This is a genomic window from Prosthecomicrobium sp. N25 (genome assembly GCF_037203705.1).
Classification (GTDB): Bacteria; Pseudomonadota; Alphaproteobacteria; order Rhizobiales; family Ancalomicrobiaceae; genus Prosthecodimorpha.
In genome coordinates this window covers 1973343-1998599 of the sequence record NZ_JBBCAT010000001.1, presented here as the reverse complement: position 1 = coordinate 1998599, position 25257 = coordinate 1973343, and the positions used below count along the sequence as shown (strand labels likewise).

Genomic DNA, 25257 nt, shown 5'->3' with positions numbered 1-25257 from the left:
ACCGAGGCCTCTCCATCCTCCGGCGGCGCGTGGGTGCCGCCGGCCTCTTCCTGCCGGCGCGCCCGCGCGCCCCGTCCCCGCCTTCCCAAGAGGTCGACCGATGACAATCTCCAGGCGCCAGGTCCTGTCCCTCCTCGCCGCGGGCGCGGCGCTCCTCGGCTTCGCCGCCGCGGCGCCCGGCCCGGCGGCCGCCCAGGAGAAGACGCTGAAGGTGCGCTTCTACGACGATCCGGCGGGCTTCGACCCGGCCAGCATCTTCCGCATCGAGAACGAGAACATTGCGTTCAACATCTTCAGTGGGCTGACCACCTACGACGGCGCGACGGGCAAGATCATCCCCGACCTCGCCGAGTCCTGGGAGACGGAGGACAACCTCCACTGGAAGTTTAACCTGCGCAAAGGGGTGAAGTGGCAGAAGGGCTACGGCGAGTTCACGGCCGCCGACGTGCTCTACAGCTACGGCCGAATCCGCGATCCGAAGACCGCGTCGCCCTACGCCGCCGAGCTCGCCAACATCGCCAAGATCGAGGCGCCGGATCCCTACACCGTGCTGATCGAGCTGAAGTCGCCGGACGGCAACTTCCTGCATCAGGTCGCCAACTACCACCAGGGCCAGATCGTCAACAAGAAGGCGATCGAGGACGCGGGCGACAAGGTGCGCTGGAACCCGGTCGGAACCGGTCCCTATGCGCTCGACTTCATCGACGTGAACGCGCGCATCATCCTGAAGAGCCACAAGGAATACTACAAGGGACCGGCGCCGATCGACACGATCCTGTTCCAGATCATCAAGGACGAGAACACCTCGACGATCGCGCTCAGGAACGGCGAGATCGACCTCGTGATGCGCGCGAACCGCGAGGAGCATCTCGCCACCCTCCAGAAGGAGGGCTTCAAGATGAACAAGGTCGAGAACTACGCGGTCGCCCTGAAGGTCTACAACACCGCCGTGAAGCCGCTCGCCGACGTGCGGGTGCGGCAGGCGCTCGCCTACGCGATCGACTACGAGACGATCAACAAGGCGGTGGCGCCGAGCCTGCAGTTCGCCGCCTATTCGATGCTGATGCCCTGGATGGACGTCTATTCGGACGACATCCCGAAGTACAAGTACGATCCCGAGAAGGCCAAGAAGCTGCTCGCCGAGGCGGGCTACGCCAAGGGCCTGACGATCAAGCAGCTCAGCACCTCCGCGCAGGGCGTCACCGAGCTGCAGCAGTTCGAGATCGACTACCTGGCCCAGGTCGGCGTCACCATGAAGATGGAGCTGGTCGACACGCCGACCTTCAACCAGCGGCGCAACGCCGGCGACTTCGAGACGGCGACGCGGCTGCTGCCGGCCGTCAACCCGGACATGATCCTGTTCAGCTACCTGCACCCGAGCAACATCTCGCCCAAGGGCCTGAACGGGGCGCGCTACGACAACCCGAAGCTCACCGCCCTGCTCGAGGGCGCCCGTGCCGAGGTCGATCCGAAGAAGCGCAAGGCGATGTACGCCGAGGTCCAGAAGATCGCCATGACGGACCTCTACTACATGCCGCAATACGCCAACAACGTGATCTGGCCGAGCAAGCAGAAGGTGACCGGCGTCAAGATCAACTACCTGGCGCAAGTCAATTTCTACGAAGTCGACGTGAAGTGAGCGAGGGGCCACGGCCATGCTGGCCTACGTCGTGAAGAAGGCCCTGCAGCTCGTCGTGACGACCTTCGGCGTGGTGACGCTGGTGTTCTTCACGCTCCGCCTCATTCCGGGCGACGCGGCCTCGGCCATGGCCGGGGACACGCTCTCGGGCGAGGCGCTGCAGCGGCTGCGCGAGCAGATGGGCCTGACCAAGCCCCTGATCGTCCAATATTTCGACTACCTGCGGGCGCTGGCGGTGTTCGACTTCGGCGAGACGATCACGACCGGGCTCTCGGTCGCCGGGCTGATGCGGAGCGCCATGCCGATCACCCTGTCGATCGCCTTCTCGACCATCGTGCTGACGGTCGCGGTCGCGATCCCGCTCGGGACGCTCGCCGCCTTCATGGCGCACAAGGGCCGGCGGGCGCTCGACAACCTGATCACCGGCGCCGCGATGGTGCTCGACCTGATGCCCGGTTTCTGGACGGGCCTCGTCTTCCTGCTCTTCTTCTCGCTGACGCTGAAGCTCTTCCCGGCGAGCGGCGACGTCGACATCGCCGACCCGGCGAACTTCCTGAAGCGGATCGCCCTGCCGGTCCTGGTCCTCTCCGTGACCCAGATCGCCACCATGGCGCGGATCACGCGCACGTCGGTGCTGGAGGTCCTGGGCGAGGACTACATCCGCACGGCCCGCTCGCTCGGCTGGTCGGAACTCCGGGTGCTGTTCCGCCACGCGCTCAAGAACGCGGCGCTGCCGATCGTCACCGTGGTGGGCCTGAGCTTCGGCAGCCTCCTCAACGGCACGGTCATCGTCGAGTTCATCTTCAACATCCCTGGGATCGGCAGCCTCCTGGTCAACGGCATCAACAGCCGCGACTACCAGATGGTGCAGAACCTGATCATCTTCTACGCCCTCATCTTCGTGACGATCAACTTCGCGACTGACCTCGTCTATCGCAAGCTCGATCCGCGGGTGACGTTCTGACGGGACGCGAACCATGACGGACGCCGTATCCCTCGACCGCGCGCCTCCGGCCGGCGACGCCCCCCCGGCCCGCCGCCCCGCGACGGCCATGACGGGCGGCCCGGCCGGCGTTCCCGAGACGCCTAGGAGCTCCGGGCCCGTCCCGCGCGGGGCACCCCGGCTGCGGACGCTTAAGGCAATCCTGGCGAACCGACGCACGCAGGTCGCGCTCGCCATCCTGGTGCCGATCCTGCTCCTGGTCATCCTCCTCCCCTGGCTGCCCCTCCAGGCCCCGCTGCAGACCAACCTGCGCGCCATGATGAAGCCGCCGTCGCTAACCTTCCCGTTCGGGACCGACCGCATGGGCCGCGACGTGCTCAGCCGCACGCTCGAGGGCGTGAAGATGTCCCTGCTGGTCGGCTTCAGCGTCGCCACGGTGTCCCTGGTCTTCGGCGTGGTGCTGGGCACGATCTCGGGCTTCTTCGGGAAGGTCGTCGACCGGGCGATCATGACGGTCGTCGACATCTTCCTCGCTTTCCCTTCGCTCCTCCTCGCCATCGGCCTCGTGTCGACCATCGGGACCGGAATCGTGCCGGTCATCATGGCGATCTCGCTCGCCGACATCCCTCGTTTCGTGCGTCTGCAGCGGTCCCTGGTGCTGAGCCTGCGGACGCGCGCCTACATCGACGCGGCGCGCACCGTGAAGGCCTCCCAGCGCTGGATCCTGACGCGCCACATCGTGCCCAACACGATCGCGCCGCTCCTGGTGGCGGCCAGCATCGCGGCCGCGAACGCGATCCTGGTGGAGGCGAGCCTCAGCTTCCTCGGCCTCGGCATCATGCCGCCCGAGCCCTCGCTCGGAAACCTGATCCGGGACGGCCAGACCTACCTGGAGCAGGCCTGGTGGATCTCCACCCTGCCCGGCCTCGTCATCCTGCTCATCGCCTTCAGCCTCCATTTCCTGTCGGACGGCATCCGCGAGGTGCTCGATCCGCGCTCGCGCCAATGACGGCGCAAAGCGGAGCCAAGCCATGACGTATGCGAGACCCGTCACCGACACCGTGCTGGACGTCCGCGATCTCCGGACCGAGTTCCGCACTGAGACCGGCGTGGTCAAGGCGGTCAACGGCGTCTCCTTCACGCTGCGGCCGGGCGAGCGGATGGCGATCGTCGGGGAGAGCGGGTCGGGCAAGAGCGCCATGGCGATGTCGCTGATCCGGCTGCTCGCCCATCCCGGGCACGTGGCCGGCGGCGAGGTCTGGCTCGACGGCGAGAACCTGCTGAAGGCCTCGGAACGGCGCCTCAACGAGATCCGCGGCGCCAGGGTCGGCACGATCTTCCAGGACCCGATGTCGTCACTCGACCCGGTGATGCGGGTCGCCGATCAGATGGTGCCGCCGATCGCCCGCCACCTCAAGCTCAAGGAGAAGGCCGCTCGGGACGCGGCGATCGGGTGGCTCGACAAGGTCGGCATCCCGGACGCGGGCCGCCGCATCGACGCCTTCCCGTTCGAGATGAGCGGCGGCATGCGGCAGCGGGTGATGATCGCCATGGCGCTCTCGTGCAACCCGCGGCTCATCATCGCCGACGAGCCGACGACGGCGCTCGACGTCACCATCCAGGCGCAGATCGTCGAGCTCCTGAAGCGGCTGACGGCAGAGACCGGCACCGCCATGCTGTTCATCACCCACGACCTCGGGCTGGTGTCGCGCTTCGCCCGCTCGGTGGCGGTGATGTATGCGGGCCGGATCGTCGAGACGGGTCCGACCGCGGCGGTCTTCGGGCGGCCGAAGCATCCCTACACGCAGAGCCTGCTCAGGACCGTCCCGCGGGTGTCGGGCGGGGCGCGCGAGCGGCTGGCGCAGATCCCGGGCTTCCCGCCGGACATGCGCATGCCGGTCGCCGGCTGCGCCTTCAAGGAGCGCTGCCCCGCCGCCGAGGCGCGCTGCGCGGAGGCCGTGCCGGCACTCGCGCCGCGCGGGCCGCTGCACAGCGCCGCCTGCCTTCTGCCGAACGGCCTCGGGGACCTGCCGGAGGCGCCCGTCGCGGGCCCCGCGCAGGCGCAGGCCGAGCCGCCGGCCTGGAAGAGCCTGCCGAAGCAGGACGTGCTCGAAATCAACAATCTCACGAAGCACTTCGTCGGATCGTCGCTGCTCCCCTGGGTGAAGCCGCCGGTCGTCAAGGCGGTCAATGGCGTCAGTCTCCGGGTGCGGCGGGGCGAGACTCTCGGTATCGTGGGCGAGAGCGGCTGCGGCAAGAGCACGGTCGCCCGGCTGCTCCTGGCGCTCGACGAGCCGACGAGCGGCGACATCTTCATCGCCGGAACGGGACAGATGGTCTTCCAGGACCCCTATTCCTCGTTCAATCCGAAGATGCGCGTCTTCGACATCATCGAGGAGCCGCTGGTCGTGGCACGCCGCGGCAACCGGGCGGAACGGGCCGAGGCGGTGCGCGGCCTGATCCGCCAGGTCGGGCTCGAGGAGAGCTATCTGGAGCGCTACCCGAACCAGTTGTCCGGCGGGCAGCGGCAGCGCATCGCGGTCGCCCGCGCTCTCGCCCTCAACCCGTCCGTGGTGGTCGCCGACGAGCCGACCTCGGCGCTCGACGTGTCGGTCAGGGCGCAGATCATCAACCTCCTGTCCGACCTGAAGGCGGAGCTCGGCGTCAGCTTCGTGTTCATCTCGCACGACCTCTCGACGGTCCGCTACATCTCGGACTGGATCGCCGTCATGTACCTGGGCGAGGTCGTCGAATACGGGCCGGCCGAGGCGGTCTTCTCCGCGCCGGCGCATCCCTACACCCGCGCCCTGCTCGATGCCGTGCCGGTGCTGGACCCGGAGGCCGAGGCCGACCGGACCATCCAGGTGATCGCCGGCGAACTGCCGAGCCCGCTCGCCATCCCGCCCGGCTGCGCCTTCGCGTCGCGCTGCCCGAAGGCCACCGCGCTGTGCCGGACCGACAAGCCCGTCCTCAAGAGCCGCGCCGGCGACCGCCTGGAGGCGTGCCATCATGCAGGATGACCGGTTCCGCCGGTTCGGGGTCCTGGGCGGCGGCCTGTTCTTCACGATCACCGGGCTCGCCGGGCAGTTCTTCGCGCTCTATGCGCAGGAGCTCGGGGCGTCGACGCTGACGATCGGCCTGCTCGTCACGTTGCGGGCCGTGCTGCCGATCTTCATCGCCATGCCGTCGGGCCAGCTGATCGACACGATCGGGCCGATGAAGATGCTCGTGGTCGGAAACGCCTGCCTGCTGACCTCGCTCGTCCTCAACGCCACCGCGTCAAGCCTCGTGTCGCTGATCCTCTCGCAGTTCTTCCTGGGGTCCAGCATCATCATCATGGCGTCGTCCTTCCAGGTGCTCGTCTCGACGGGCGACCAGGCGATCCGCAACGAATACATCCAGCGCTACTCCATGTGGATGTCCGGCGGCGGCATGCTGGGGCCACTCATCGGCGGCCTGGTCGCCTCGCTCTTTCCCGTACCGATGGACGGCTACCGGGCGGCCTTCATGGCGGCGGCCCTGTCGTCAGCCGGGCTGATGGTCGCGCTCGTCTGGATGGGCCGGAGCTACGCGCATCCGAAGCCGGAGGAGGCCGACCTCGACCTCCGCAGCATGATCAGTCCCGCCGGCGTCCTGAAGAGCTACAAGAAGGGGATCGACCTGACCCGTCACCGGCCGGTGCAATTCGGGCTGACGGCGACGTTCCTGATCATGTACATCCAGTCGCTCTATAACGGCTTTCTGCCGCTCTACATGGACTCTGTCGGCTTCACGACCCTGATCATCTCCACGGCGCTCGCCATGAACGGGCTCTCGGCCATGCTGACCCGCTACGTGCTCGGCGGTCTCATGAACCGGATGGCGCCGGAGCACATCCTGACCGTCGCCGGCTTCACGGCCGCGGCCTGCGTGGCGGTGACGCCGCTCGCGGGCCAGCACGTGGTGCCGATGCTGCTTGTCGTCACCGTCATGGGCGGCGCGGTCGGGGTCAACCTGCCGGTCAGCATCATGGTCATGGTGGATGCCGTCGGCGAGGGCGAGCGCGGCAAGCTGATGGGGCTGAGACTGCTCGCCAACCGCTTCGCCCAGATCCTCAGCCCAGCCCTGTTCGGGCTCCTCGGCCATGCCCTCGGGCTCTCGGCGGCGCTCGCGGGGGGCGGGATCTTCCTGCTCGGGGTGATGACCGGGTTCTCGGCCTATGCGAACCGGACCAAGGCCGCGCGGACGCCGGCGGCCGGGGCCGAGCGGACAGAGGCGGTCGCGCCGGGGCCGGGGCCGGCATGACGATCGAGACGCTCTCGGCAACGACGCCCGCCGCAAGGGCCTCCACCTGGGCGATCCTGGCGGCCCAGCCGGCGCTCGTCGTCATCATGGGCACCGTCGCGGGCCACATGATGATGATGGGCATGCTGGCGCCCGTGCTGTCGCTCTATTCGAAGAGCTTCGGCGTGGCCGAATGGGCGGTCGGGCTGATCATCACGGCCTTCGGGGTCGGGCGGCTCCTGATGGACCTGCCGGCCGGGCTGATGGCCGAGCGCTACGGGCGGCGGCTCCTGGTCTGGCTCGGTCCGGCGATCGTCGGCGTGGCCTCGCTCGGCGCCGCGCTCGCCACGGACTTCTGGCTGCTGGTCGGCTTCCGCTTCGTGCAGGGGCTCGGCTCGGGCATCTACATGACGGCGGCGAGCGTGGTCTGCGCCGACCTTGCCAAGCCTGGGCAGCGCGGCCGCATCATGGCGCTCTACCAGACCGCCATGCTTGTCGGGGCCGGGTTCGGGCCGGTCGTCGGCGGCTATCTCGCGGGCCATTTCGGCTACGCGGCACCGTTCTGGCTGAGCCTCGCGATCGGCATGGGGGCGGCGCTCTACGCCTTCCTGTGCTTCGACGAGACGCGGCGGCCGAACGCCGGCGGGTCGCACCACGATCACTCGTTCCGGGCCTTCGTGCCGATCGCGCGCAACCCGGTCATGGCGGTGGCGCTGCTCGTCAACTTCGGCACCTTCCTGACCCGCGCGGCTGGGCAGTGGCAGATGCTGCCGCTGGCGGCGCACGAGCGCTTCGGCTTCGACACGAGCCGGATCGGCCTCGCCATCACGCTGATGACCGTCGCCAACCTGGCGGTGCTGCCGTTCACGGGGCGGCTGATCGAGCGGCACGGGACGGTCGCCTGCGTGGTGGCGGCGACGCTCGCGACCACGGCGGCGCTCGTCCTCGCCGCGCTCGGCGGGCAGGCCTGGATGTTCTGGGTGGCGATGGCGGGGCTCGGCGCGGCCACGGGCCTGCAGGGGCCGGCGGTCGCCACCTACGCGGTGGACCACGCGCCCGGCGGCCGCTTCGGGCCCGCCATGGGCCTCATGCGCTTCGCCGGCGACGTCGGCTTCGTGGCCGGGCCGCTCCTGCTCGGGACGGCCATCGACCTGACGCCCATCGGCTACGGCGGCGCGATCCTGCTCAATGCGGGCCTGATGGCCCTGTCGGCCGGCCTGTTCCTGGCCTTCGGCCGGCGACACCCCCTCCCCTCCCCATCCGACTGACCGGAGACCTCGACCATGAGCGAAGCGAAGCCCCGCATCTGGGACCAGTTCCTGACCGAACGCGACAAGGCGGTGCTGGCCGCCGCCGGCTACGGCGCGCTCGGCGCCTGGGGCGAGCGCCCCGCGCTGATCGTCGTGGACGTCAACTACGCCTTCTGCGGCGACAAGCCGGAGCCGATCCTGGAGTCCATCAAGAAGTGGCGCACCTCCTGCGGGGAGGACGCCTGGGAGGCGATCCCGGTGCTGCAGCGGCTGATCGACCTCTGCCGCGCCAAGGGCATCCCGGTCATCTACACCACCGGCATCCGCCGGCCGGACGGGTGGAACGGCGGGTCCTGGCTGTGGAAGTCGAAGCGCGGCGGCGAGCGCCCGAAGGTCGACGCCACGGGCCTCGACGGCAACACCATCGTGGACGAGATCGCGCCGGGGCCGCGCGACATCGTGGTGCGCAAGGAGAAGCCGTCGGGCTTCTTCGGCACGCCGCTCGGCAGCTACCTGCAGATCCTCGGCTGCGACAGCGTGATCGTCACCGGCACGACGACCTCGGGCTGCGTGCGGGCGACCGTCATCGACGCCTTCTCGCAGAACTTCCGGGTCACCGTCGTCGAGGACGGCTGCTTCGACCGTTCGCAGGCGAGCCACGCGATCAACCTCTGCGACATGAACGCCAAATACGCCAACGTGCTCGACTCCGAGACGGTGCTCGCCCACCTGCGCGAGCTGCCGCAGGGGATGTTCGACCTGCCGTCGGGCTCCGGCGTCAACCCCGCGAACGTCTGGTACTGACCCCCCTCATCCGACAGGAGACTCTCCCCATGTCCGACATCTGGGATCCCTTCCTCACCGAGCGCGACCGCCAGGTCTTCGCGGCCGGCGGCTTCGGCGCCAAGGGCGGCTTCGGCAAGCGGCCTGCCTTCCTGATCATCGACGTCTCCTGGGCCTTCTGCGGGGAGAAGTCGGAGCCGATCCTCGACTCCATCAAGAAATGGCCGAACAGCTGCGGCGAGGACGCCTGGGTGGCGATCCCCTACATCGCCAAGGTGGCCGACGCCTGCCGCGCCAAGGGCCTGCCCGTCATCTACACGACCGGCGTCGTCCGCGAGGACAAGTGGGACATCGGCAGCTGGGGCTTCAAGAACTCCCGCGTGAGCGAGGATGCGGCGACCGCATCGGCCAAGGCGCGCGTCAACCTGCCCGACGGCAACGAGATCGTCTCGGATATCGCGCCGGAGCCGCAGGACATCGTGGTCCTGAAGCAGAAGCCCTCCGGCTTCTACGGCACCAACCTCCTCGCCTACCTGCAGCTGCTCGGCTGCGACAGCGTCTTCGTGGTCGGAACGACCACGTCCGGCTGCGTGCGTGCGACCGTCATCGACGCCTTCTCCAACAACATCCGCGTCGCGGTGATCGAGGAGGGGTGCTTCGACCGGGTGCAGGCGAACCACGCCATCAACCTCGCGGACATGCACGCCAAGTATGCCGACGTGGTGAAGACCGAGGAGGTGCTGGCCTTCATCGACACCCTGCCGGCCGGGATGTTCGACCTGCCCAAGGGCAAGGCGGCCTGAGCGCCGCCGGTCCCGGGGACGGCGGCCGTCAGCGGTCGCCGTCGCCGCCGTCCACCGCCGAACCGGGGAGCCGCCCATGGCCCGCAGGGAAGACTTCGAAGAGCATTGCTGGAAGGACACGATCGACGCGGACACCCTGAAGGTCTATTCGGCCTACGCGCGGGAGACCTTCGTGGGGCCGAACCCGGCCGTCATCGCGATCGACCTCTACAATTCCGCCTACCGGGGCGGACCCAGGCCGCCGGTGGAACTGCAGGCCGAGTTCCCGAGCTCCTGCGGGATCAACGCCTGGGCGGCGCTGGAGCCGACCAGGCGGCTCTTCGCGGCGGCGCGGCTCGCCGGGGTGCCGATCTTCTACTGCACGTCGGAGACGCGGCCGCAGAGCCGGCCGTCGATCCGCGTCAACGCCACGCGGCGGCAGCGGACGACGTCCTTCCCGGACGACTTCGTCATCCATCCGGAGCTCGCGCCGGCGCCGGAGGACGTAGTCATCACCAAGCAGCGGGCCTCCATCTTCGCCGGCACGCCGCTCGTCTCGCACCTGACGGTGCTCGGGGTCAGGAGCCTGATCGTCTGCGGGGAGAGCACCTCGGGCTGCGTCCGGGCGAGCTGCGTCGACGGCTACTCGAGCGGCTACCACGTGACGCTCGTCGAGGAATGCACGTTCGACCGGTCGGACCTGATCCACAAGGTCAACCTGTTCGACCTCCACCACAAGTACGCGGACGTCATGAAGGTCGACGAGGTGATCGGGCATCTCGGCGGGCTCGCCGGGCACCGCGCCGCGGCGGAGTGACCGGCCGGCTCACGGCCCCCACTGCTGCTGCCGGCGCATCTCGCCGATCATGCAGTTGACGGACTCGCGTCCCTGGGCCGGCACGACCGCCGGCTCGGGGTCCGGGGCGGCGCTGATCTCGCGGATGAGCTTCGTGCGTGTGGCCTCGATGATCTCGGTCCGGCTGCGGATCGGGACCACGAAGGCGCCGACCCCGCCGATGACGCAATCCTCGTAGTAGCGGTCCAGGTTCTCCATGTCGCCGAAGCCGTTCGGGCGCTTCAGCATGAAGGGCAGGCCGTTGATGATGATGTCGGCCGCGACCGCCTCGTCGCGGGCGCGGTTGACGGCGCGCCCGGTGTTGTTCGGGCCGTCGCCCGAGATGTCGATGACCCGCCGCTCGGCGTCGAAGCCGCTCTGCTCGAGGAGACGGACCGAGAAGTCGATGGCGGCCGAGATCGAGGTCGAGTAGACGCGGCCGATCGGCGCCTCGGCGAGCTGGTCCGCGAAGGCGTTGGCGCTGGCCGCCCCCTCGATCACGGTCCAGGGCATGACGACCTTCTGCTCGGCGACCCCCGACCACTCCACGTAGGCCACGGCGATTCGACCGATCGCGCCCTTGCGGATGGCGGCGTGCACGGCCGGGGAGCGCAGGGCCTCGACGTAGCCCTCGCGCTGGAGCTGCTGCTCGTCGGGATCCATGGAGCGCGAGACGTCGACCGCCAGGACGAGCGCCAGGTCGACTTCCTTTCCGCCCTCGGCGGCCACCGCTCCGCAGGCGACGGCCGCGACGAGACCAAGGGATAGCAGGGTCGCGAGAGACTGCCGCATCGTCCGACCTCCAAGGCCCCCGGAGACCAGTTTGGCACGACGCGCGGAGGCGGCAAGAGGCGATCGGGAGCAGGCGCGGCGGATTGGCGAAAAGAGGACGGGGCTCCGTTCAGCCGCCCGCGCGCTCGCCGAGGTCCCAATAGAGCCCGGCCATGATGGCCAGGCCCTCGCGCGCGATGGCGATCGGCAGGTGCTCGTTCGGGGCGTGCTGGAGGCAGCCGGGGTAGGAATGCGGGATCCAGACGGTCGGCAGGCCAAGGCGGTCGGAGAAGATGGAGTTGGGCAGCGAGCCGCCGAGGTTGGGGAGAATGGCGGGCTCGGCGCCGAGGGTGGCGGCGAGCGAGGCGGCGACCCGGCGGACCCAGGGATGGTCCGGATCGAGCCGGCTCGCCAGGAAGACGGCGTCGGTCGGGTCCTTCACCACGACCCGATGGTGGCCCGCGGCGGCCAGGGCCTCGCGCACGGCCGGAACGATGCCGTCCGGGTCGACGCCGACGGGGAAGCGCAGCTGGACGCGGGCGCGGGCGCGCGGCGGGATGGCATAGAGGGGCCGGGCGAGGTTGCCGCACTCGAACTCCATCACCTCGAAGGAGCTCCAGGCATACACCTTCTCCTCCGGGGTCAGGCCCGGCTCGCCCCACCACGCGTCGATCGGCGGGTCGCCCGGCTCGGGCGCGATCCGGCAGGACTGCAGCGCGCGGCGGACGTTGTCGGGGATGGTGCCGGGGGTCAGCGCCGGAACCTTGATCCGGCCGGTGCAGTCGACGAGATCCGTGATGGCGTGGCAGAGCTCGATGCCCGGGTTCGCCAGGATGCCGCCCCAGTTGCCGGAATGCTGGAAGTCCTTGCGGGCCTCGATCGAGAGCTCGAACGAGATGCCGCCGCGGGCGCCGAGGAAGAGGGTCGGCCGGTCGAGCGCGAGGCGCGGACCGTCGGAGGCGACGAGGACGTCCGCGGCGAGGTCGGCGGCGTGCGCGGCGCAGACCTCGTCGAGGCCGAGGGACCCGCATTCCTCGCCCATCTCGATCAGATACTTGACGTTGAAGCCGAGGCGGCCGCGCAAGGCCAGCACCGCTTCGAGGGCCGCGATGTTGACGCCGTGCTGGCCCTTGTTGTCCGCGGTGCCGCGGCCGTACCAGCGGCCGTCGCGCTCCGTCAGGACGAAGGGCGCGAGGCCCGGCTCCCACAGGGTGTCGAGGCCGGCGACCACGTCGCCGTGGCCGTACTGGAGCACGGTGACGAGCGCCGGGTCCTCGATCCGCTCGGCGAGCAGGAAGGGCCCGGGCGCGGCCGGATGTTCCCAGATCGCGGTCGTGAAGCCCAGGCGCCGGAAGGTCGGGACCATCTCATCGGTCAGGTAGCGGGCGAGGTCGCCGGCATGCTCGGCCATGCGGCTGACGGTCGGGATCGCCACGCGCCGGCGCAGGTCCGCCTCGAAGCGGCCGTCGTCGAGCATGCGGACGGCCGCCGCGACGGCCTCGGCGCGGGACGGGGCGGCGGTCATGGGGAGGTCCTTTCCAGGGCCGGCGCCAGGCGCCGAGGCAGGGAGAGATCGAGGTCGAAATGGCAACGGACGGTGCCGCCCGGCACCGCCCGCTCGGCCGGCGCCTCGCGGCGGCAGCGGTCCTCGGCGAAGGGGCAGCGCGGGTGGAAGCGGCAGCCGGGCGGCGGCGCGGCCGGGCTCGGCAGTTCGCCGCGGATCGGGTGCAGGCTGCGGTCGGCGACGTCGAGGTCGGGGGCGGCGTCGATCAGGAGGCGCGTGTAGGGGTGCCGCGGGGCGCGGAACAGGGTCTCGGCATCGGCGGTCTCGACCAGTTCGCCGAGATACATGACCCCGATGCGGTCGGCCATGACGCGCACGACCGCCAGGTTGTGGGTGATGAAGAGGCTGGTGAGGCCCAGCCGGGTCTCCAGGTCGCGCAGGAGGTTCAGGATCTGGGCCTGGACGGAGACGTCGAGCGCGCTCGTCGGCTCGTCGAGGATGAGGAACTCCGGCTCGCCCGCGAGTGCGCGGGCGATGCTGATGCGCTGCCGCTGCCCGCCGGAGAACTGCTGCGGGATCTTGTCCGCGTCGGCGGGCGACAGGCCGACCTGGACCAGGAGTTCCGCGACGCGCTCCCGGACCGCCGCCCTGCCCTGCCGGAGGTCGTTGACGACGATCGGCTCGGCGACGATGTCGGCGATGCGCCAGCGGCCGTTGAGCGACGAAAAGGGGTCCTGGAAGATCATCTGCAGGCGCGGCCGGCCGCCATGGTCGCGGGGGCGCAGGTCGACGCGGCCGGCGGTCGGGGGGACCAGGCCGGCGACGATGCGGCCGAGCGTGGTCTTGCCGCAGCCGCTCTCGCCGACGAGGCCGAAGGTCTCGCCCTCCCGGATGGCGAGGCTCACGCCGTCGACGGCGCGAATGCCCGGGCGGGCGCGGCCGGCCAGGCGCTCCAGCAGGCCCGACCTCTGGGCGTAGACCTTGCTGACCCGGTCGAGCACCAGGAGGTCCGGCGCGGCGGTCACGAGGCGGCCCTCCCGAGCGGGAAGAAGCAGGCGTGCCGGGTCGGACCTTCGCCACCGAGGGCGGGCACGACGGACCGGCAGGGCTCGCCGGCGCGCGGGCAGCGGGGGTGGAAGGCGCAGCCCGGGGGCGTCGCGCCGAGACCCGGCATGGCGCCGGGGATCTGCTCGAGCCGCACCGTGCCGTCGGCCTGCACGGCGGGTGTCGCGCCGATCAGGCCGGCCGTATAGGGGTGGCGCGGGGCATGCACGATGTCGGCGACCGGACCCTCCTCGACGATCCGCCCGGCGTAGAAGACGGCAACCCGGTCCGCCATCTTGGCGATCACGCCGAGATCGTGGGTGATCAGCATCATGGCGACGCCGGTCTCGGCGCGCAGGTCCTTCAGGAGCTCGAGGATGTGGGCCTGGACGGAGACGTCGAGGGCGGTGGTCGGCTCGTCGGCGATGACCAGGACCGGCTCGGCACAGAGGGCGAGCGCGATGACGATGCGCTGGCGCTGGCCGCCGGAGAGCTGGTGCGGATAGCGGGCGAGGGTCGCCTCGGGGTTGGGCAGGCCGACGCGGGCGATCCAGCCCGCGGCACGGCGGCGGATCTCGTCGGGGCCGAGGTCGAGATGCGCCCGCATGGTATCGGCGAGCTGGCGGCCGACGGTCAGGACCGGGTTGAGGCTCGTCATCGGGTCCTGGAAGACGCAGCCGACCCGGCCGCCCCGGACCTTGCGCAGCGCGGCCGGCGGCAGGCCGTCGATGCGCTCGCCGGCGAGCGTGATCGTGCCCGCGGTGCGGCGCAGCGGCGGGACCAGGAGGTCGACGACCGCCGCACCGGTCACGGACTTGCCGGCGCCGGATTCGCCCACGATGCCGAGCACCTCGCCGCGGCCGACCGCGAAGGAGATGCCGTCCAGCGCCTTCAGGCGCAGCGACCCGCGGCGGATCTCGACCGTCAGGCCCTCGACGGCGAGAAGCGGAGCGGCGAGCAGCGGGGCGGCGCTCACGACCGGGTCCTCAGCCGCGGGTTGTAGACGTCGCGCAGGTGGTCGCCGAGCACGTTGACCGAGACCACGAAGAGCACCAGCAGGATGCAGGGGAAGATCGAGATCCACCACTCGCCCGATTGCAGGAAGTTGTTGCCGTTGCGGATCAGGGTGCCGAGCGAGGGCTGGGTGACCGGGATGCCGATGCCGAGGAAGCTCAGCGTCGCCTCGGTGATGATGGCGACGCCGAGGTTGACGGTGGCGACCACGAGCACCGGCGCCATCACGTTCGGGAGGATGTGCAGGAGCAGGATCGCGGGCGTACCGCGGCCGGTGACGCGGGCGGCGGAGACGTAATCCTGGTCACGCTCGACGAGCACCGAGGCGCGGATCGTGCGGGCGTACTGGACCCAGAAGGCGATGCCGATGGACACGACCACGATGACGGTGCCGGCGTTGCCGCCGTGGAGGCCGAGCGCCCGGGCGGCGCCGTCGATGATCATCGCCAGGAGCAGCGCCGGGTAAGCGAGCTGGACGTCGGCGACGCGCATGATGAGCGCGTCGGTCTTGCCGCCCGTGAAGCCGGCGAGGAGGCCGAGGCCGCCGCCGAGGACGAGGCCGATCAGCACCGACAGGACGCCGACCACGATGGAGGTCCGGAGGCCGTAGGCCATCGCGGCGACGAGGTCGCGGCCCTGGTCGTCGGTGCCGAGCGGGAAGCGCGGGTCGCCGTCCGGCTTCCAGATCGGCGGCGTCAGCGCGTCGAGCACGGACATGCCGGCGAACGAGAAGGGGTTGGGGGTGACCAGGGGAACGACGATCACGTAGGCGAGCAGGAGGACGAGCATCACGGCCGCGAGGCTCGGGCCCGGGGCGGCCGCGACCGTGCCGGCGAGGCGGCGCAGCGGGCCGGGGCGCGGGGCGGCGACGGCGGCGTCCGTCATGGCGTCACCGGCCGAGCACGCGCGGGTCGATCAGCGGATAGGCGATCTCGACCGCGAGGTTGATGACCATGAAGACGGCCCCGACGAAGATCAGGTAGACGGCGATGACCGGCACGTCGGCGGCCTGCACGGATTGCAGGAACAGGGTGCCGAGGCCCGGCCAGGCGAAGACGTTCTCGGTGACGACCGAGAAGGCGATGATGTTGCCGAGCTGCAGGCCCAGCATGGTGATGACCGGCAGCGCGGTGTTCTTCAGGGCGTAAAGGCCCCAGATCCGCGCCTCCGAGAGGCCGCGGGCGCGGGCGAAGCGGATGTGCTCGGCAAGGCCGACCTCCATCAGCTGGGTCCGGATCAGGCGGATCACGAAGGTCGACTGGAAGGTGGCGAGCGTGATCGCCGGGAGCACGATGGCGCGCCAGCCGGAGGCGGTCAGCAGGCCCGTGGTCCAGGCGCCGACCTGGACCGTCTCGCCGCGCCCGAAGGAGGGCAGCAGCTTCATCTGCACCGAGAAGATCGCGATCAGGGCGATGCCGACGACGAAATTCGGCAGGGTGACGCCGGCCGCGCTGGCGAACATGACCAGGCGGGCGGGGATGGAGCGGGGGGCGACGCCGCAGAGGATGCCGAGCGGCACGCCGACGAAGAGGGTGATCAGCAGGCTGACGAAGGCGAGTTCCAGGGTGGCTGGCAGGCGCTCGGCGATCAGCTTCGCGACCGGCTCCTGGGTGCGGTAGGAGAGCCCGAAGTCGCCCTGGAGGAGCTTGCCGAGAAAGCCGACGAAGCGGGCCGCGAGGGGCTGGTCGAGCTGGAGTTCGCGCACCAGGGCGGCGCGCTCGGCCTGGCTGGCGTCGGCGGAGAGGAGCGCGGCGAGCGGATCGCCCAGGTTGGCGACGAGCAGGAAGGCGATCAGGCTGATGACGAGGAGCACGACGAGGGTCTGGCCGACGCGGGATGCGAGATAGAGGAGCACGGCCGGGTCCTTCGCTGCAGGCGGGCGGACGGTGCGGGCGGAGCGGCGTCCGATCCGCCCCGCCCGTGTCTCGATCGCCGGTCGGCCTCTACTTCACGACGAAGTAGCGGAGCGGATAGCCGAGGTCGGCGGGCTGGACGACCGTCACGCTGTCCTTCACGCCCCACAGGATCTTCAACTGGTGGATCGGGATGTAGGCCGCATCCTCCTTCATCAGCGCGAAAGCCTGGCGGATCTGGCCGAGGCGCTTGGTGCGGTCGCGCTCCTTGCCGATGTCGGCGATCAGGCGGTCCACCTCGGGGTTGGAATAGCCGCCGATGTTGAAGGCGCCGAGGCCGGACTTCGGGTCGCGGGTGGCGACGATCGAGGTGAAGAACAGGTGGGCGTCGTAGGTGGCGGGCGAATAGCCGACGAGGACGAGGCTGGTGTCGTAGTCCGGCGGGTTGATCTGCTTCGCCCAGCGGGCGGTCGGGGCGATGCGCGGCTCGACCGTGATGCCGATGCGCTGGAGGGAGGCCGCGATGGCGAGGCAGGTCGCCTCGTCGTTCATGAAGCGGTCGTTGGTGCAGTCCAGGTTGACCGTGAAGCCCTTCTCCCAGCCGGCCTCGGCCATCAGGGCCTTGGCCTTGTCGACGTCGGCCACCACGGGCTTGCCGAGCTCCGCGTCGAAGCCCTCGACCTCCTTGCCGATCGGCAGGCCGACCGGGGTGGAGAGCTTGCGCATGACGCGGTTCTGGATGGCGGTCGTGTCGATGGCGAGCGTCATGGCCCTGCGGACGCGGACGTCCTTGAACGGGTTCTTCGACTTCTCGCTGCCGTGCAGGAGATTGTCGCGGGCGATGTCGGGCTGCATGTAGATGGTGCGCAGGTCGGAGCCGGCCTGGACGCGCAGGCCCTTGGTCTCCTCGATGCGCTGCACGTCCTGGGGCGGCAGGCCGTCGACCATGTCGACCTCGCCGGTGACGAGGGCGGAGACGCGGGTGGCCGGGTTGGCGATGACGAAGAAGGTCGCCTGGTCGATGTTGCCGGTGATCTTGTCCCACCAGCCGGGATTGGCGGCGAAGACCGTCTTCACCCCGGGGTCGCGCTCCTTGATCACGTAGGGGCCGGTGCCCATGGCGTTGCGGTTGGCGAAGGTCTCGGTCTGGTTGTTGGCCGAGCCGGGCTGGACGGCGCCGTTCGCCTCCGCCCATTCCTTGTCCATGATGAACCAGTTGACGATCATGGCGGGCAGGATCGGCGTCGGCGCGCCGGTCTTCACGACGACCTTGTGGTCCCCCGCCTTCTCGATCGACGCGATGGCGGCGAGGTTGGCCTTGACGCCGCCGGCCTTGGCGCGGTTCAGCGAGAAGACCACGTCGTCGGCGTCGAAGGCGTTGCCGTTCGAGAACTTGACGCCCTGGCGGAGCGTGAACTCCCACGTCAGGTCGTCGACCTGCTTCCACTCGGTGGCGAGCGCGGGCTCGAGCTTCAGGTCAGCGCCGCGGCGGACGAGCGGCTCGTAGACGTTGGAGAGCACCGCGAAGATGAGGGTGTTGGAGACGGCGTGCGGGTCGAGCGTGTAGGCGTCGAGGGGGCCGGCGAACTTGAAGTTCGCCGCGCCGGCCGGGCCGGCAAGGGCGGCGGCGGCCAGGCCGGCGACCGCGAGAGAGCGTGTGAGGGCGGCGGCTTTCCTGAACATCGGCGTCTCCCGCGATGGCGGTGGTTTCCCTTGGGCCGGTCGGCCGGGGAGTCACTTTAAGCTTGAAGGACCCGGGCGCAAGGGGGTCGCGGCGCGCAGGGATGCTCCCCGGCGCGCGGCAGCCATAAAATGTTGAAGCTTGAAGTTCCCGCGGGGCGTCCGCATCATCGCGGCCGAGCGGGCGACCGTCCGCCGGACCCGACCATAAGGACAGCCATGCCGGTCCCCCGTCCCGACGACCCCTTCGCCTTCTCCGGAATCCGCCCGCAGATTCGCGACCTGAAAACCGAGAACATCGCCCTTCTCGCGGTCCGCGCGCAGTCGATTCCGGACGTGATTCCGCTCTGGTACGGCGAGGGCGACATCGTCACCCCGGCCTTCATCCGGGAGGCCGCGAAGGCGGCGATGGATGCGGGCAAGACCTTCTACGAGCCCAACATGCGCGGGGCGGCCGGGCTCGTCGCGGCGCTGTCGGAGTATCAGACGCGGCTCTACGGGCGGCCGATCGCGCCGAGCCGGTCGACGGTCATGCCGGGCGGCATGCAGGCGGTGTTCATGGCCCTGTCGCTCGTCGCCGAGCCGGGCGCGAACGTCGTCTTCGTCGAACCGCAGTGGCCGAACATCGCGGCGGCCATCCACCTGGTCGGCGCCGAGCCGAGGCCGGTGGCGCTCGGCTTCGACACCGACTGGCGGCTCGACCTCGACCGGCTGTTCGCGGCCTGCGACGCGCGCACCAAGGCGATCATGTTCTCCTCGCCGTCGAACCCCTGCGGCTTCACGGTGACCCGGGAGGAGATGAAGGCGCTCCTCGACTTCAGCCGCCGGACGGGGATCTGGATCATCTCCGACGAGGTCTACGGCCGGCTCTGGTTCGAGGCCGAGGCGGCGCCGTCGATCCTGGAATTCGCCGAGGAGGACGACCGGGTGATGGCGGTCAACAGCTTCTCCAAGGCCTGGGCCATGACGGGCTGGCGGATCGGCTGGCTGACCCATCCCGTCTCGGTCGCGCCGCAGCTCGCCGCCATGACGCAATACGTCAACTCGGGCGTGTCCCCCTTCGTGCAGGCGGGAGCGGAGGTGGCGATCCGGGAAGGCGAGCCCTTCGTTCAGGAGGTCAAGGCGCGGATCCGGACGGGGCTCGACATCGCCTACGACCGGCTCGGGCGGCTGAACAGCGTGGAGCTGCCCGACAAGCCGCGCGGCGGCATGTACGCCTTCTTCCGGCTCAAGGGCGAGCCGGACTCGGCGGCGGCCTGCATGCGGATCCTGGAGGAGGCCCATGTGGGGCTGGCGCCCGGCAACCTCTTCGGCGCGGTCGGACGGCCGTTCATCCGCATGTGCGTCTTCCGCGACCCGGCGGTGGTCGAGGTCGCGGTCGACCGCATCGCCGGCGCGCTCGGCTGACGGGGGACGCCATGATCGCCGACCTGCTCGCCCGCCTGATCGCCTTCCCGACGGTCTCCAGCGCGTCCAACCTCGACTGCCTCGGCTGGATCGAGGCGGAACTCGCCGGCCCGAACACCACCTTCCGCCGCTTCCCGAACGAGGACGGCACGAAGGCGAACCTGCTTGTCACGATCGGACCCGAGGCGCCCGGGGGGCTCCTGCTCTCCGGCCACACCGACATCGTGCCGACCGAGGGGCAGGCCTGGACGGGCGATCCCTTCGCGATGCGGCGGGCGGACGGCCGCCTCGTCGGGCGTGGGGCGACCGACATGAAGGGCTTCCTGGCGGTCATGATGGCGCTGGCCCAGTCGCTCGACCCCGGCCGCCTGACGCGGCCTCTCCACCTCGCCTTCAGCTACGACGAGGAGGTCGGCTGCACGGGGGTCGGCTGCATGGCGGAATGGGTCGGAGCGTCCGGCCTCGCGCCGCGGCTCGCGGTCATCGGCGAGGCCTCGTCCATGCGGCTCATCGACGGCCACAAGGGCGGACTGATCGGCTGGGGCGTGGTGACGGGCAAGCCGGGCCACTCATCCCAGCCGGACCGCTACGTCAACGCCGTGATGGCGGCCGCCGAGGTGATCTCGTTCATCTCCCGGATCCGGGCGGAGATGCGCGAGACCGGGCCGCGCGCGGACGGGTTCGACCCGCCCTACAGCACGATCCAGGTGAACACCATCAAGGGCGGCCTGCACGGCAACATCGTCGCCGAGAGCTGCCGCTTCTTCTGGGAGATGCGGGTGGTTCCGGGCGCGGACGACTGGGCCGTGTTCGAACGGTTCCGCGACTTCGCCGCGCGCGAGGTCGAGCCCGCCATGAAGGCCGTCGATCCGGGCACGGGCATTGCCTTCGAGATCCTGTCGCGCATTCCCGCGCTGAAGCCCGAGCCGGCGGCGAACCTCGCCCCGCTGGCCCGGCTCCTCGACAGCCCGGTGCCCCGCAAGGTCGCGTACGGCACCGAGGCCGGGATCTTCCAGAAGGCCGGCGTGCCGTCCGTGGTCTGCGGCCCCGGCGACGTCGCGCAGGCGCACCAGCCGGACGAGTTCATCGCCGAGGCGGACCTGCAGGACTGCTTCCGGGTGATGGAGCGGCTGGTCGGGAACGAACTGATGTGAGGTGGGGTCGGGCTTGCTTGATCCGGTCCGGCCCCCGCGGGGTGCGCCGGGCATAGCGGTATACCCACCCCTCCACCCGCATCCGACGCCGTCGGCGTGCACCCACCCCTCAGCCCGCATCCCCGGCCGAAGCGCCGGGGCCCGGCGCATTCCCCCCGCCGCAGCGCTGCGATCTGCCCCCCGCGCTGGATCCCGGATCGGCGGCGCGTTCCGCGCCTTGTCCGGGAATGCGGGGGAGAGGCTGGGAGTCCTCTTGATCGGCGTTCGCCGGGAGAGGGACGTCCAAACGGCAAGGATCTCGACAGCGGATGGTGGATGTGGAGCAGCAGGCCTGGGCTCGCCGTCCCTTGCCCTCCACCGCCTAGCAACCCATAAAGCGAGACATGACCAAATATCTGATCTCCTTCCCCAGCGAGGCCATGGCGCTTTCGGCCGAGGACCTCGCGCTCGCCGACGTCGACTCCCATGCGGTGATCGAAGAAGCCAAGGCCGCCGGGGTCTATGTCTTCGGCGGCGGCATCGCGGAGCGAATCTCCCCGGTGCTGGTCTCCGCCGACGGGTCGGTGTCCCCCGACACATACCCCGGCAGCCGCCTCACCGGCGGGTTCACCGTGCTCGAACTGCCGACCCGCGCGGAGGCCGTGGAATGGGCCCGGAAGCTCGCGGCCGCGTGCCGCTGCCCGCAGGAGCTCCGCGAGTTCATGTACGACCCGGCGAGCTGACCGGACGGGGCGCTCCGAGTCTCGGCGCATTCGAGGACCATCTCCCGCGCCCTTTGGCCCCTCACCGTTCGCCGGGACGGTGCCTTCCTGCCCCGACCGTCCCCCCGGTGTCATCCCGGCCATCGAGCCGGGACCTAATGGCCGTTCGTCCTGCAAGCCGGCGTCCGGTGGCACGGACGTGCCCCGCGGGACCGCCGAATAGGCCGGCTCGATGGCCGGGGTGACACGTGTGGGGGCTTTGCCGGAACGGTGCCGTCGTGCGCTCGGCGACTGCCGGGCTCGCTACTCCCGACCCTTGGCGTGCCCTCCGCCGCAGGGAACGCGCCCCGTTGACAAGCCGTCGGCGGCAGGCGTAGCCTCAACCGTATACAGTATACGGTTAGCCGGCGAGGCATGGGATGGCCCGGGGCAGCATCGCGTCCGTCAGAAGCGTGACCCGGCGCGACAGCCTCGGCGAGCAGGTCTATGCCGACCTCCTGGGCAAGCTCCAGCGCGGGCGGATCGGGCCGGAGGAACGGCTCGTCGACGTCGAGCTCGCGCGCGGATACGGCCTGTCGCGCATGCCGGTCCGGGAGGCGCTGCTGAGGCTCGTCGCCGAAGGCTACCTCATCGGCACGACTCGCGGCTTCACGGTGCCGGCGCTCTCGCTCCAGGATATCCGCGACATCTTCGAAATCCGGCGCCTGCTCGAGCCGCAGGCCGCCGCCAACGCCGCGCGCGACATGGATGCCGGCACGGAGGCGAAGCTCGCCGAGGCGCTGGCGGAATGCCGGCGGGCGCATGCGGCCGACGACATCGACGGGATGATCCTCTCCAACGTGGCGTTCCGGTCGGCCTGGCTCGGGGCGGTCGCCAACCGGCGGCTCGCCGAGACGATCGGACGCTTCGTCGACCACGTGCAGACGGTCCGGCTCGCCACGCTGCAGGACCGGGAAACCCGCCGGATCGTGGTCGAGGGACTGGCGGGCATCTTCGACGCCTTCCGGGCGCGCGACCCCGCGCTCTCCGAGACCCGCATGCGGGGCTTCGTGGACCATGCGCGAGCCGCCTTCTTCCGAGCCGCCGGAGCCGAGGGGCACGAGGACGAACCGGCGGCGCCCAGAGCCCGCGCGACAGGGAGACCGTCGTGATCAAGCCGCATCCCCTCAAGGGCCCCAACAAGTTCAAGCTCGGCGTCTTCTCCGCCAACGCGGACGGGGGGCTCGCCATCACGGACGTGCCGGAGCGCTGGCGGGCGAGCTGGGACGACAACCTGGCGGCCGTCGGCATCGCGGACCGGGCAGGCCTGGAGTTCTTCCTGCCGATCGCGCGCTGGAAGGGCTTCGGCGGCAAGAACCGGGTGCGGGAGTGGTCCTTCGAGACCTTCACGTGGGCGGCGGGGCTGGCGGCCTCCACCGAACGGATCGGCCTCTTCATGACGGTCCACGTGCCGATCGTGCATCCGGTCTACGCCGCCAAGGCGCTGGCGACCGTCGACCACATCTCGGGCGGGCGGGCCGGGCTCAACATCGTGTGCGGCTGGAACCCGGCCGAGTTCGGCATGTTCGGGATCGAACTCGGCGACGACGGCTACGGCCGGGCGGGCGAGTGGATCGACGTCATCGACCGCTGCTACGGGACCCAGCAGCCCTTCGACTTCGACGGCAAGTACTACAAGCTGAAGCAGGTCGTCTCGCGGCCGGCGAGCGTGCAGGTCCCGCGGCCCGTCACCATGAACGCCGCCTTCGGCCCGCCGGGGCGGGACTACGCGGCGCGCTACTGCGACTTCCTGTTCTCCACCTTCACGGACATCGAGGACGGCCGCCGGCACGTCACCGACATGCGCGAGCGGTCGAAGGCCTACCAGCGCGAGGTCGGCGTCTACACGGTCTGCCATGTGGTGGCGCGCGAGACGCAGAAGGAGGCGGAGGACTATTACCAGCGCTACGCGGTCACCGAGGCGGACCACGCCGCCGTCGACCTGCACATGAGCCAGAAGGCGGAGTTCGCCAACTCCCACGACAAGCGCGCCTTCGACCTCTACCGCAAGCGCTTCGCCGGCGGAGCGGGCTCCTACCCGCTGGTCGGCACGCCGGAGTTCATCGTCGAGGAGATGCTGAAGATCTCCAACGAGGGCTACGCGGGCGCGGCGCTGACCTTCGTCAACTACGCCTACGAGCTGCCCTTCTTCTGCGACCGGGTCCTGCCGCTGATGAAGCAGGCCGGGCTCCGGGTGGTCTGAGGAGCAAGGGGGATGACCGTCATGACCCGGCCGACCGGCAGGACCTCGGGAGGCGCGCGCTTCAAGCTCGGCATGCGGTCGCTCGTCGGCGGGGTGACGGTGATCGGCGCCCACGGTCCGGACGGCCACCCGGTCGGCCTGACCGCGACCGCCGTGACGTCGCTGACCGCCGACCCGCCCTCGCTCCTCGTCTGCGTCAACCGGCAGAGCACGATCGCCTCGGCCCTCGGGGAGGACGCGGCCTTCTCGGTCAACGTGCTGACCGACCGGCAGACCGACGTGGCGCGCGCCTTCGGCGGGCAGATGGACGTGCGCGGGACGAGCCGCTTCGCCTTCGGCAACTGGATGCGCTCGGCGGAGAGCGAGGTGCCCCTCCTCGTCGGCTGTCGGGTCGCGTTCGACTGCACCGTCGCGCATGTGCACGACTGGGCCACCCACCACGTGGTCATCGGCACGGTGCGCGACATCCACTTCTTCGACGCGGAGGCCGGCCCCCTCGCCTATTGCGACGGCGGCTACCGGTCGGTCGTTCCGCTGCCGGGAGACGCCTGAGCCATGTTCGATCCGAAGCGGCCGACGCTGAAGTCCATGATCCACTCCGGGCGCTGCATCGGGGCGGCCTGGTTCTCGCTCGGCTCGGCGGCGATCGTCGAGCTGGCGGTCGCGTCCGGGCCGGACGCCGTCGTCATCGACATGCAGCACGGGCTGTGGGACCGGCGGGAGCTGGAGGCGGTGATCGGCGCGGTGCCGAGCCGGATCCCGGTCATCGTGCGGGTCGCGGAGAACTCGGCGCTCGCCATCGGGACGGCGCTCGACGCGGGTGCGGAGGGCGTGATCGTGCCGCTCGTCGAATCCGCCAAGCAGGCGCGGGCGGCGGTCCGGCATGCGATGTACCCGCCGAAGGGCCACCGCTCGGGCGGCGGCGTGCGGCCGCTCAAGGACTTCGTGCCCTATGTGGCGGGGGCGGACAGCATCGCGGTCATCGTGATGATCGAGACCGACGCGGGGCTCCAGGCGGCCGAGGAGATCGCGGCGGTCGAGGGCGTCGACATGATCTTCATCGGGACGGGCGACCTGTCGCTGTCGCTCGGCACCTTCCCGGCGCACCGGCACGACCACACGGTCGCCTGCGCGGACATCCACCGGATCTGCCGGGCGGCCTACATGCCCTGCGGGGTCTTCACCGGCCGGCCCGAGATGGCCGCCATGGCGCGCAGCCAGGGCTACCGGATGGTGACCACGGCGAACGACATCGACATCGTGCAGCGCGGCTTCGCCGAGGTGACGCGGCGCTTCCGCGACCCGCCGGCGCCCGTGCCGCCGCCGGCCGCCGAGCCCGCCTTGCCGCGCGCCGCCCGCGCCCCCGCCATCGAGCAGAAGTCGAAGGCCTGA

23 protein-coding genes are annotated in these 25257 nt (G+C 70.4%); 16 read left to right on the top strand and 7 right to left on the bottom strand.

Going from position 1 to position 25257, the window contains the following annotated elements; genetic code table 11:
- Positions 1–100: 100 nt before the first annotated feature.
- The 9 genes from WBG79_RS09035 (at position 101) to WBG79_RS08995 (ending at position 10477) form a co-directional block, all read left to right on the top strand.
- The gene (locus WBG79_RS09035; protein WP_337356778.1) at positions 101–1639 is read left to right on the top strand and encodes an ABC transporter substrate-binding protein; all 1539 of its coding nucleotides are present in this window, start codon (positions 101–103) and stop codon (positions 1637–1639) included.
- 16 nt (positions 1640–1655) lie between these two features.
- Positions 1656–2603: an ABC transporter permease gene (locus WBG79_RS09030; RefSeq protein ID WP_337356777.1), complete on the top strand. Its 948-nt coding sequence runs from the start codon at positions 1656–1658 to the stop codon at positions 2601–2603.
- Between the two features lie 13 nt (positions 2604–2616).
- A complete protein-coding gene (locus tag WBG79_RS09025) occupies positions 2617–3591 on the top strand; it encodes an ABC transporter permease (RefSeq protein WP_337356776.1) in 975 nt (324 codons plus the stop codon).
- Positions 3592–3613: 22 nt separating this feature from the next.
- Entirely contained in the window at positions 3614–5602 is a 1989-nt protein-coding gene (locus WBG79_RS09020) for an ABC transporter ATP-binding protein (protein WP_337356775.1), read from the top strand.
- Positions 5592–6866, top strand: coding sequence for an MFS transporter (locus tag WBG79_RS09015; RefSeq protein ID WP_337356774.1), 1275 nt, complete (start codon positions 5592–5594; stop codon positions 6864–6866). Before WBG79_RS09020 ends, WBG79_RS09015 begins: the two co-directional genes overlap by 11 nt.
- The gene (locus tag WBG79_RS09010) at positions 6863–8113 is read left to right on the top strand and encodes an MFS transporter (RefSeq protein WP_337356773.1); all 1251 of its coding nucleotides are present in this window, start codon (positions 6863–6865) and stop codon (positions 8111–8113) included. The genes WBG79_RS09015 and WBG79_RS09010 overlap by 4 nt, the downstream gene beginning before the upstream one ends.
- A 15-nt stretch (positions 8114–8128) precedes the next feature.
- Positions 8129–8899 (top strand): isochorismatase family protein, encoded by a 771-nt coding sequence (locus tag WBG79_RS09005; RefSeq protein WP_337356772.1) that lies wholly within the window; start codon positions 8129–8131, stop codon positions 8897–8899.
- A 29-nt stretch (positions 8900–8928) separates the two neighbouring features.
- Entirely contained in the window at positions 8929–9681 is a 753-nt protein-coding gene (locus WBG79_RS09000; RefSeq protein WP_337356771.1) for an isochorismatase family protein, read from the top strand.
- Between the two features lie 76 nt (positions 9682–9757).
- Positions 9758–10477 (top strand): isochorismatase family protein, encoded by a 720-nt coding sequence (locus WBG79_RS08995; protein WP_337356770.1) that lies wholly within the window; start codon positions 9758–9760, stop codon positions 10475–10477.
- Between the two features lie 9 nt (positions 10478–10486).
- On the opposite strand, the gene WBG79_RS08990 is transcribed toward WBG79_RS08995, so the two are convergent.
- The 7 genes from WBG79_RS08990 to WBG79_RS08960 form a co-directional block, all read right to left on the bottom strand.
- A complete protein-coding gene (locus WBG79_RS08990; RefSeq protein WP_337356769.1) occupies positions 10487–11287 on the bottom strand; it encodes a DUF1194 domain-containing protein in 801 nt (266 codons plus the stop codon).
- Positions 11288–11396: 109 nt separating this feature from the next.
- Positions 11397–12791, bottom strand: coding sequence for a M20/M25/M40 family metallo-hydrolase (locus tag WBG79_RS08985; RefSeq protein WP_337356768.1), 1395 nt, complete (start codon positions 12789–12791; stop codon positions 11397–11399).
- The gene (locus WBG79_RS08980; RefSeq protein WP_337356767.1) at positions 12788–13795 is read right to left on the bottom strand and encodes an ABC transporter ATP-binding protein; all 1008 of its coding nucleotides are present in this window, start codon (positions 13793–13795) and stop codon (positions 12788–12790) included. The genes WBG79_RS08985 and WBG79_RS08980 overlap by 4 nt, the downstream gene beginning before the upstream one ends.
- Complete coding sequence (locus WBG79_RS08975) at positions 13792–14790, bottom strand: ABC transporter ATP-binding protein (protein WP_337356766.1); 999 nt, start codon at positions 14788–14790, stop codon at positions 13792–13794. The genes WBG79_RS08980 and WBG79_RS08975 overlap by 4 nt, the downstream gene beginning before the upstream one ends.
- The gene (locus tag WBG79_RS08970) at positions 14787–15713 is read right to left on the bottom strand and encodes an ABC transporter permease (protein ID WP_337356765.1); all 927 of its coding nucleotides are present in this window, start codon (positions 15711–15713) and stop codon (positions 14787–14789) included. The genes WBG79_RS08975 and WBG79_RS08970 overlap by 4 nt, the downstream gene beginning before the upstream one ends.
- Positions 15714–15717: 4 nt before the next feature.
- On the bottom strand, positions 15718–16683 hold the full coding sequence (locus WBG79_RS08965; RefSeq protein ID WP_337356764.1) for an ABC transporter permease: 966 nt from the start codon (positions 16681–16683) through the stop codon (positions 15718–15720).
- Between the two features lie 88 nt (positions 16684–16771).
- Positions 16772–18364 carry an ABC transporter substrate-binding protein gene (locus WBG79_RS08960; RefSeq protein WP_337356763.1) on the bottom strand — a complete coding sequence of 531 codons (1593 nt, stop codon included), beginning with the start codon at positions 18362–18364 and terminating at the stop codon, positions 16772–16774.
- Between the two features lie 216 nt (positions 18365–18580).
- Here WBG79_RS08960 and WBG79_RS08955 point away from each other — a divergent pair, with 216 nt between their 5' ends.
- The 7 genes from WBG79_RS08955 to WBG79_RS08925 all read left to right on the top strand — a co-directional run bounded on the left by WBG79_RS08955 (position 18581) and on the right by WBG79_RS08925 (position 25257).
- Positions 18581–19768, top strand: coding sequence for a pyridoxal phosphate-dependent aminotransferase (locus WBG79_RS08955; RefSeq protein ID WP_337356762.1), 1188 nt, complete (start codon positions 18581–18583; stop codon positions 19766–19768).
- A gap of 11 nt (positions 19769–19779) precedes the next feature.
- Complete coding sequence (gene argE / locus WBG79_RS08950; protein ID WP_337356761.1) at positions 19780–20922, top strand: acetylornithine deacetylase; 1143 nt, start codon at positions 19780–19782, stop codon at positions 20920–20922.
- Between the two features lie 383 nt (positions 20923–21305).
- Positions 21306–21644, top strand: a complete 339-nt coding sequence (locus WBG79_RS08945) for a YciI family protein (RefSeq protein WP_337356760.1) — start codon at positions 21306–21308, stop codon at positions 21642–21644.
- Positions 21645–22042: 398 nt separating this feature from the next.
- Positions 22043–22774 (top strand): GntR family transcriptional regulator, encoded by a 732-nt coding sequence (locus WBG79_RS08940; protein WP_337356759.1) that lies wholly within the window; start codon positions 22043–22045, stop codon positions 22772–22774.
- Positions 22771–23865: an LLM class flavin-dependent oxidoreductase gene (locus WBG79_RS08935; protein WP_337356758.1), complete on the top strand. Its 1095-nt coding sequence runs from the start codon at positions 22771–22773 to the stop codon at positions 23863–23865. Before WBG79_RS08940 ends, WBG79_RS08935 begins: the two co-directional genes overlap by 4 nt.
- Before the next feature lie 12 nt (positions 23866–23877).
- Entirely contained in the window at positions 23878–24417 is a 540-nt protein-coding gene (locus tag WBG79_RS08930; RefSeq protein ID WP_337356757.1) for a flavin reductase family protein, read from the top strand.
- Between the two features lie 3 nt (positions 24418–24420).
- The gene (locus WBG79_RS08925; protein WP_337356756.1) at positions 24421–25257 is read left to right on the top strand and encodes an HpcH/HpaI aldolase family protein; all 837 of its coding nucleotides are present in this window, start codon (positions 24421–24423) and stop codon (positions 25255–25257) included.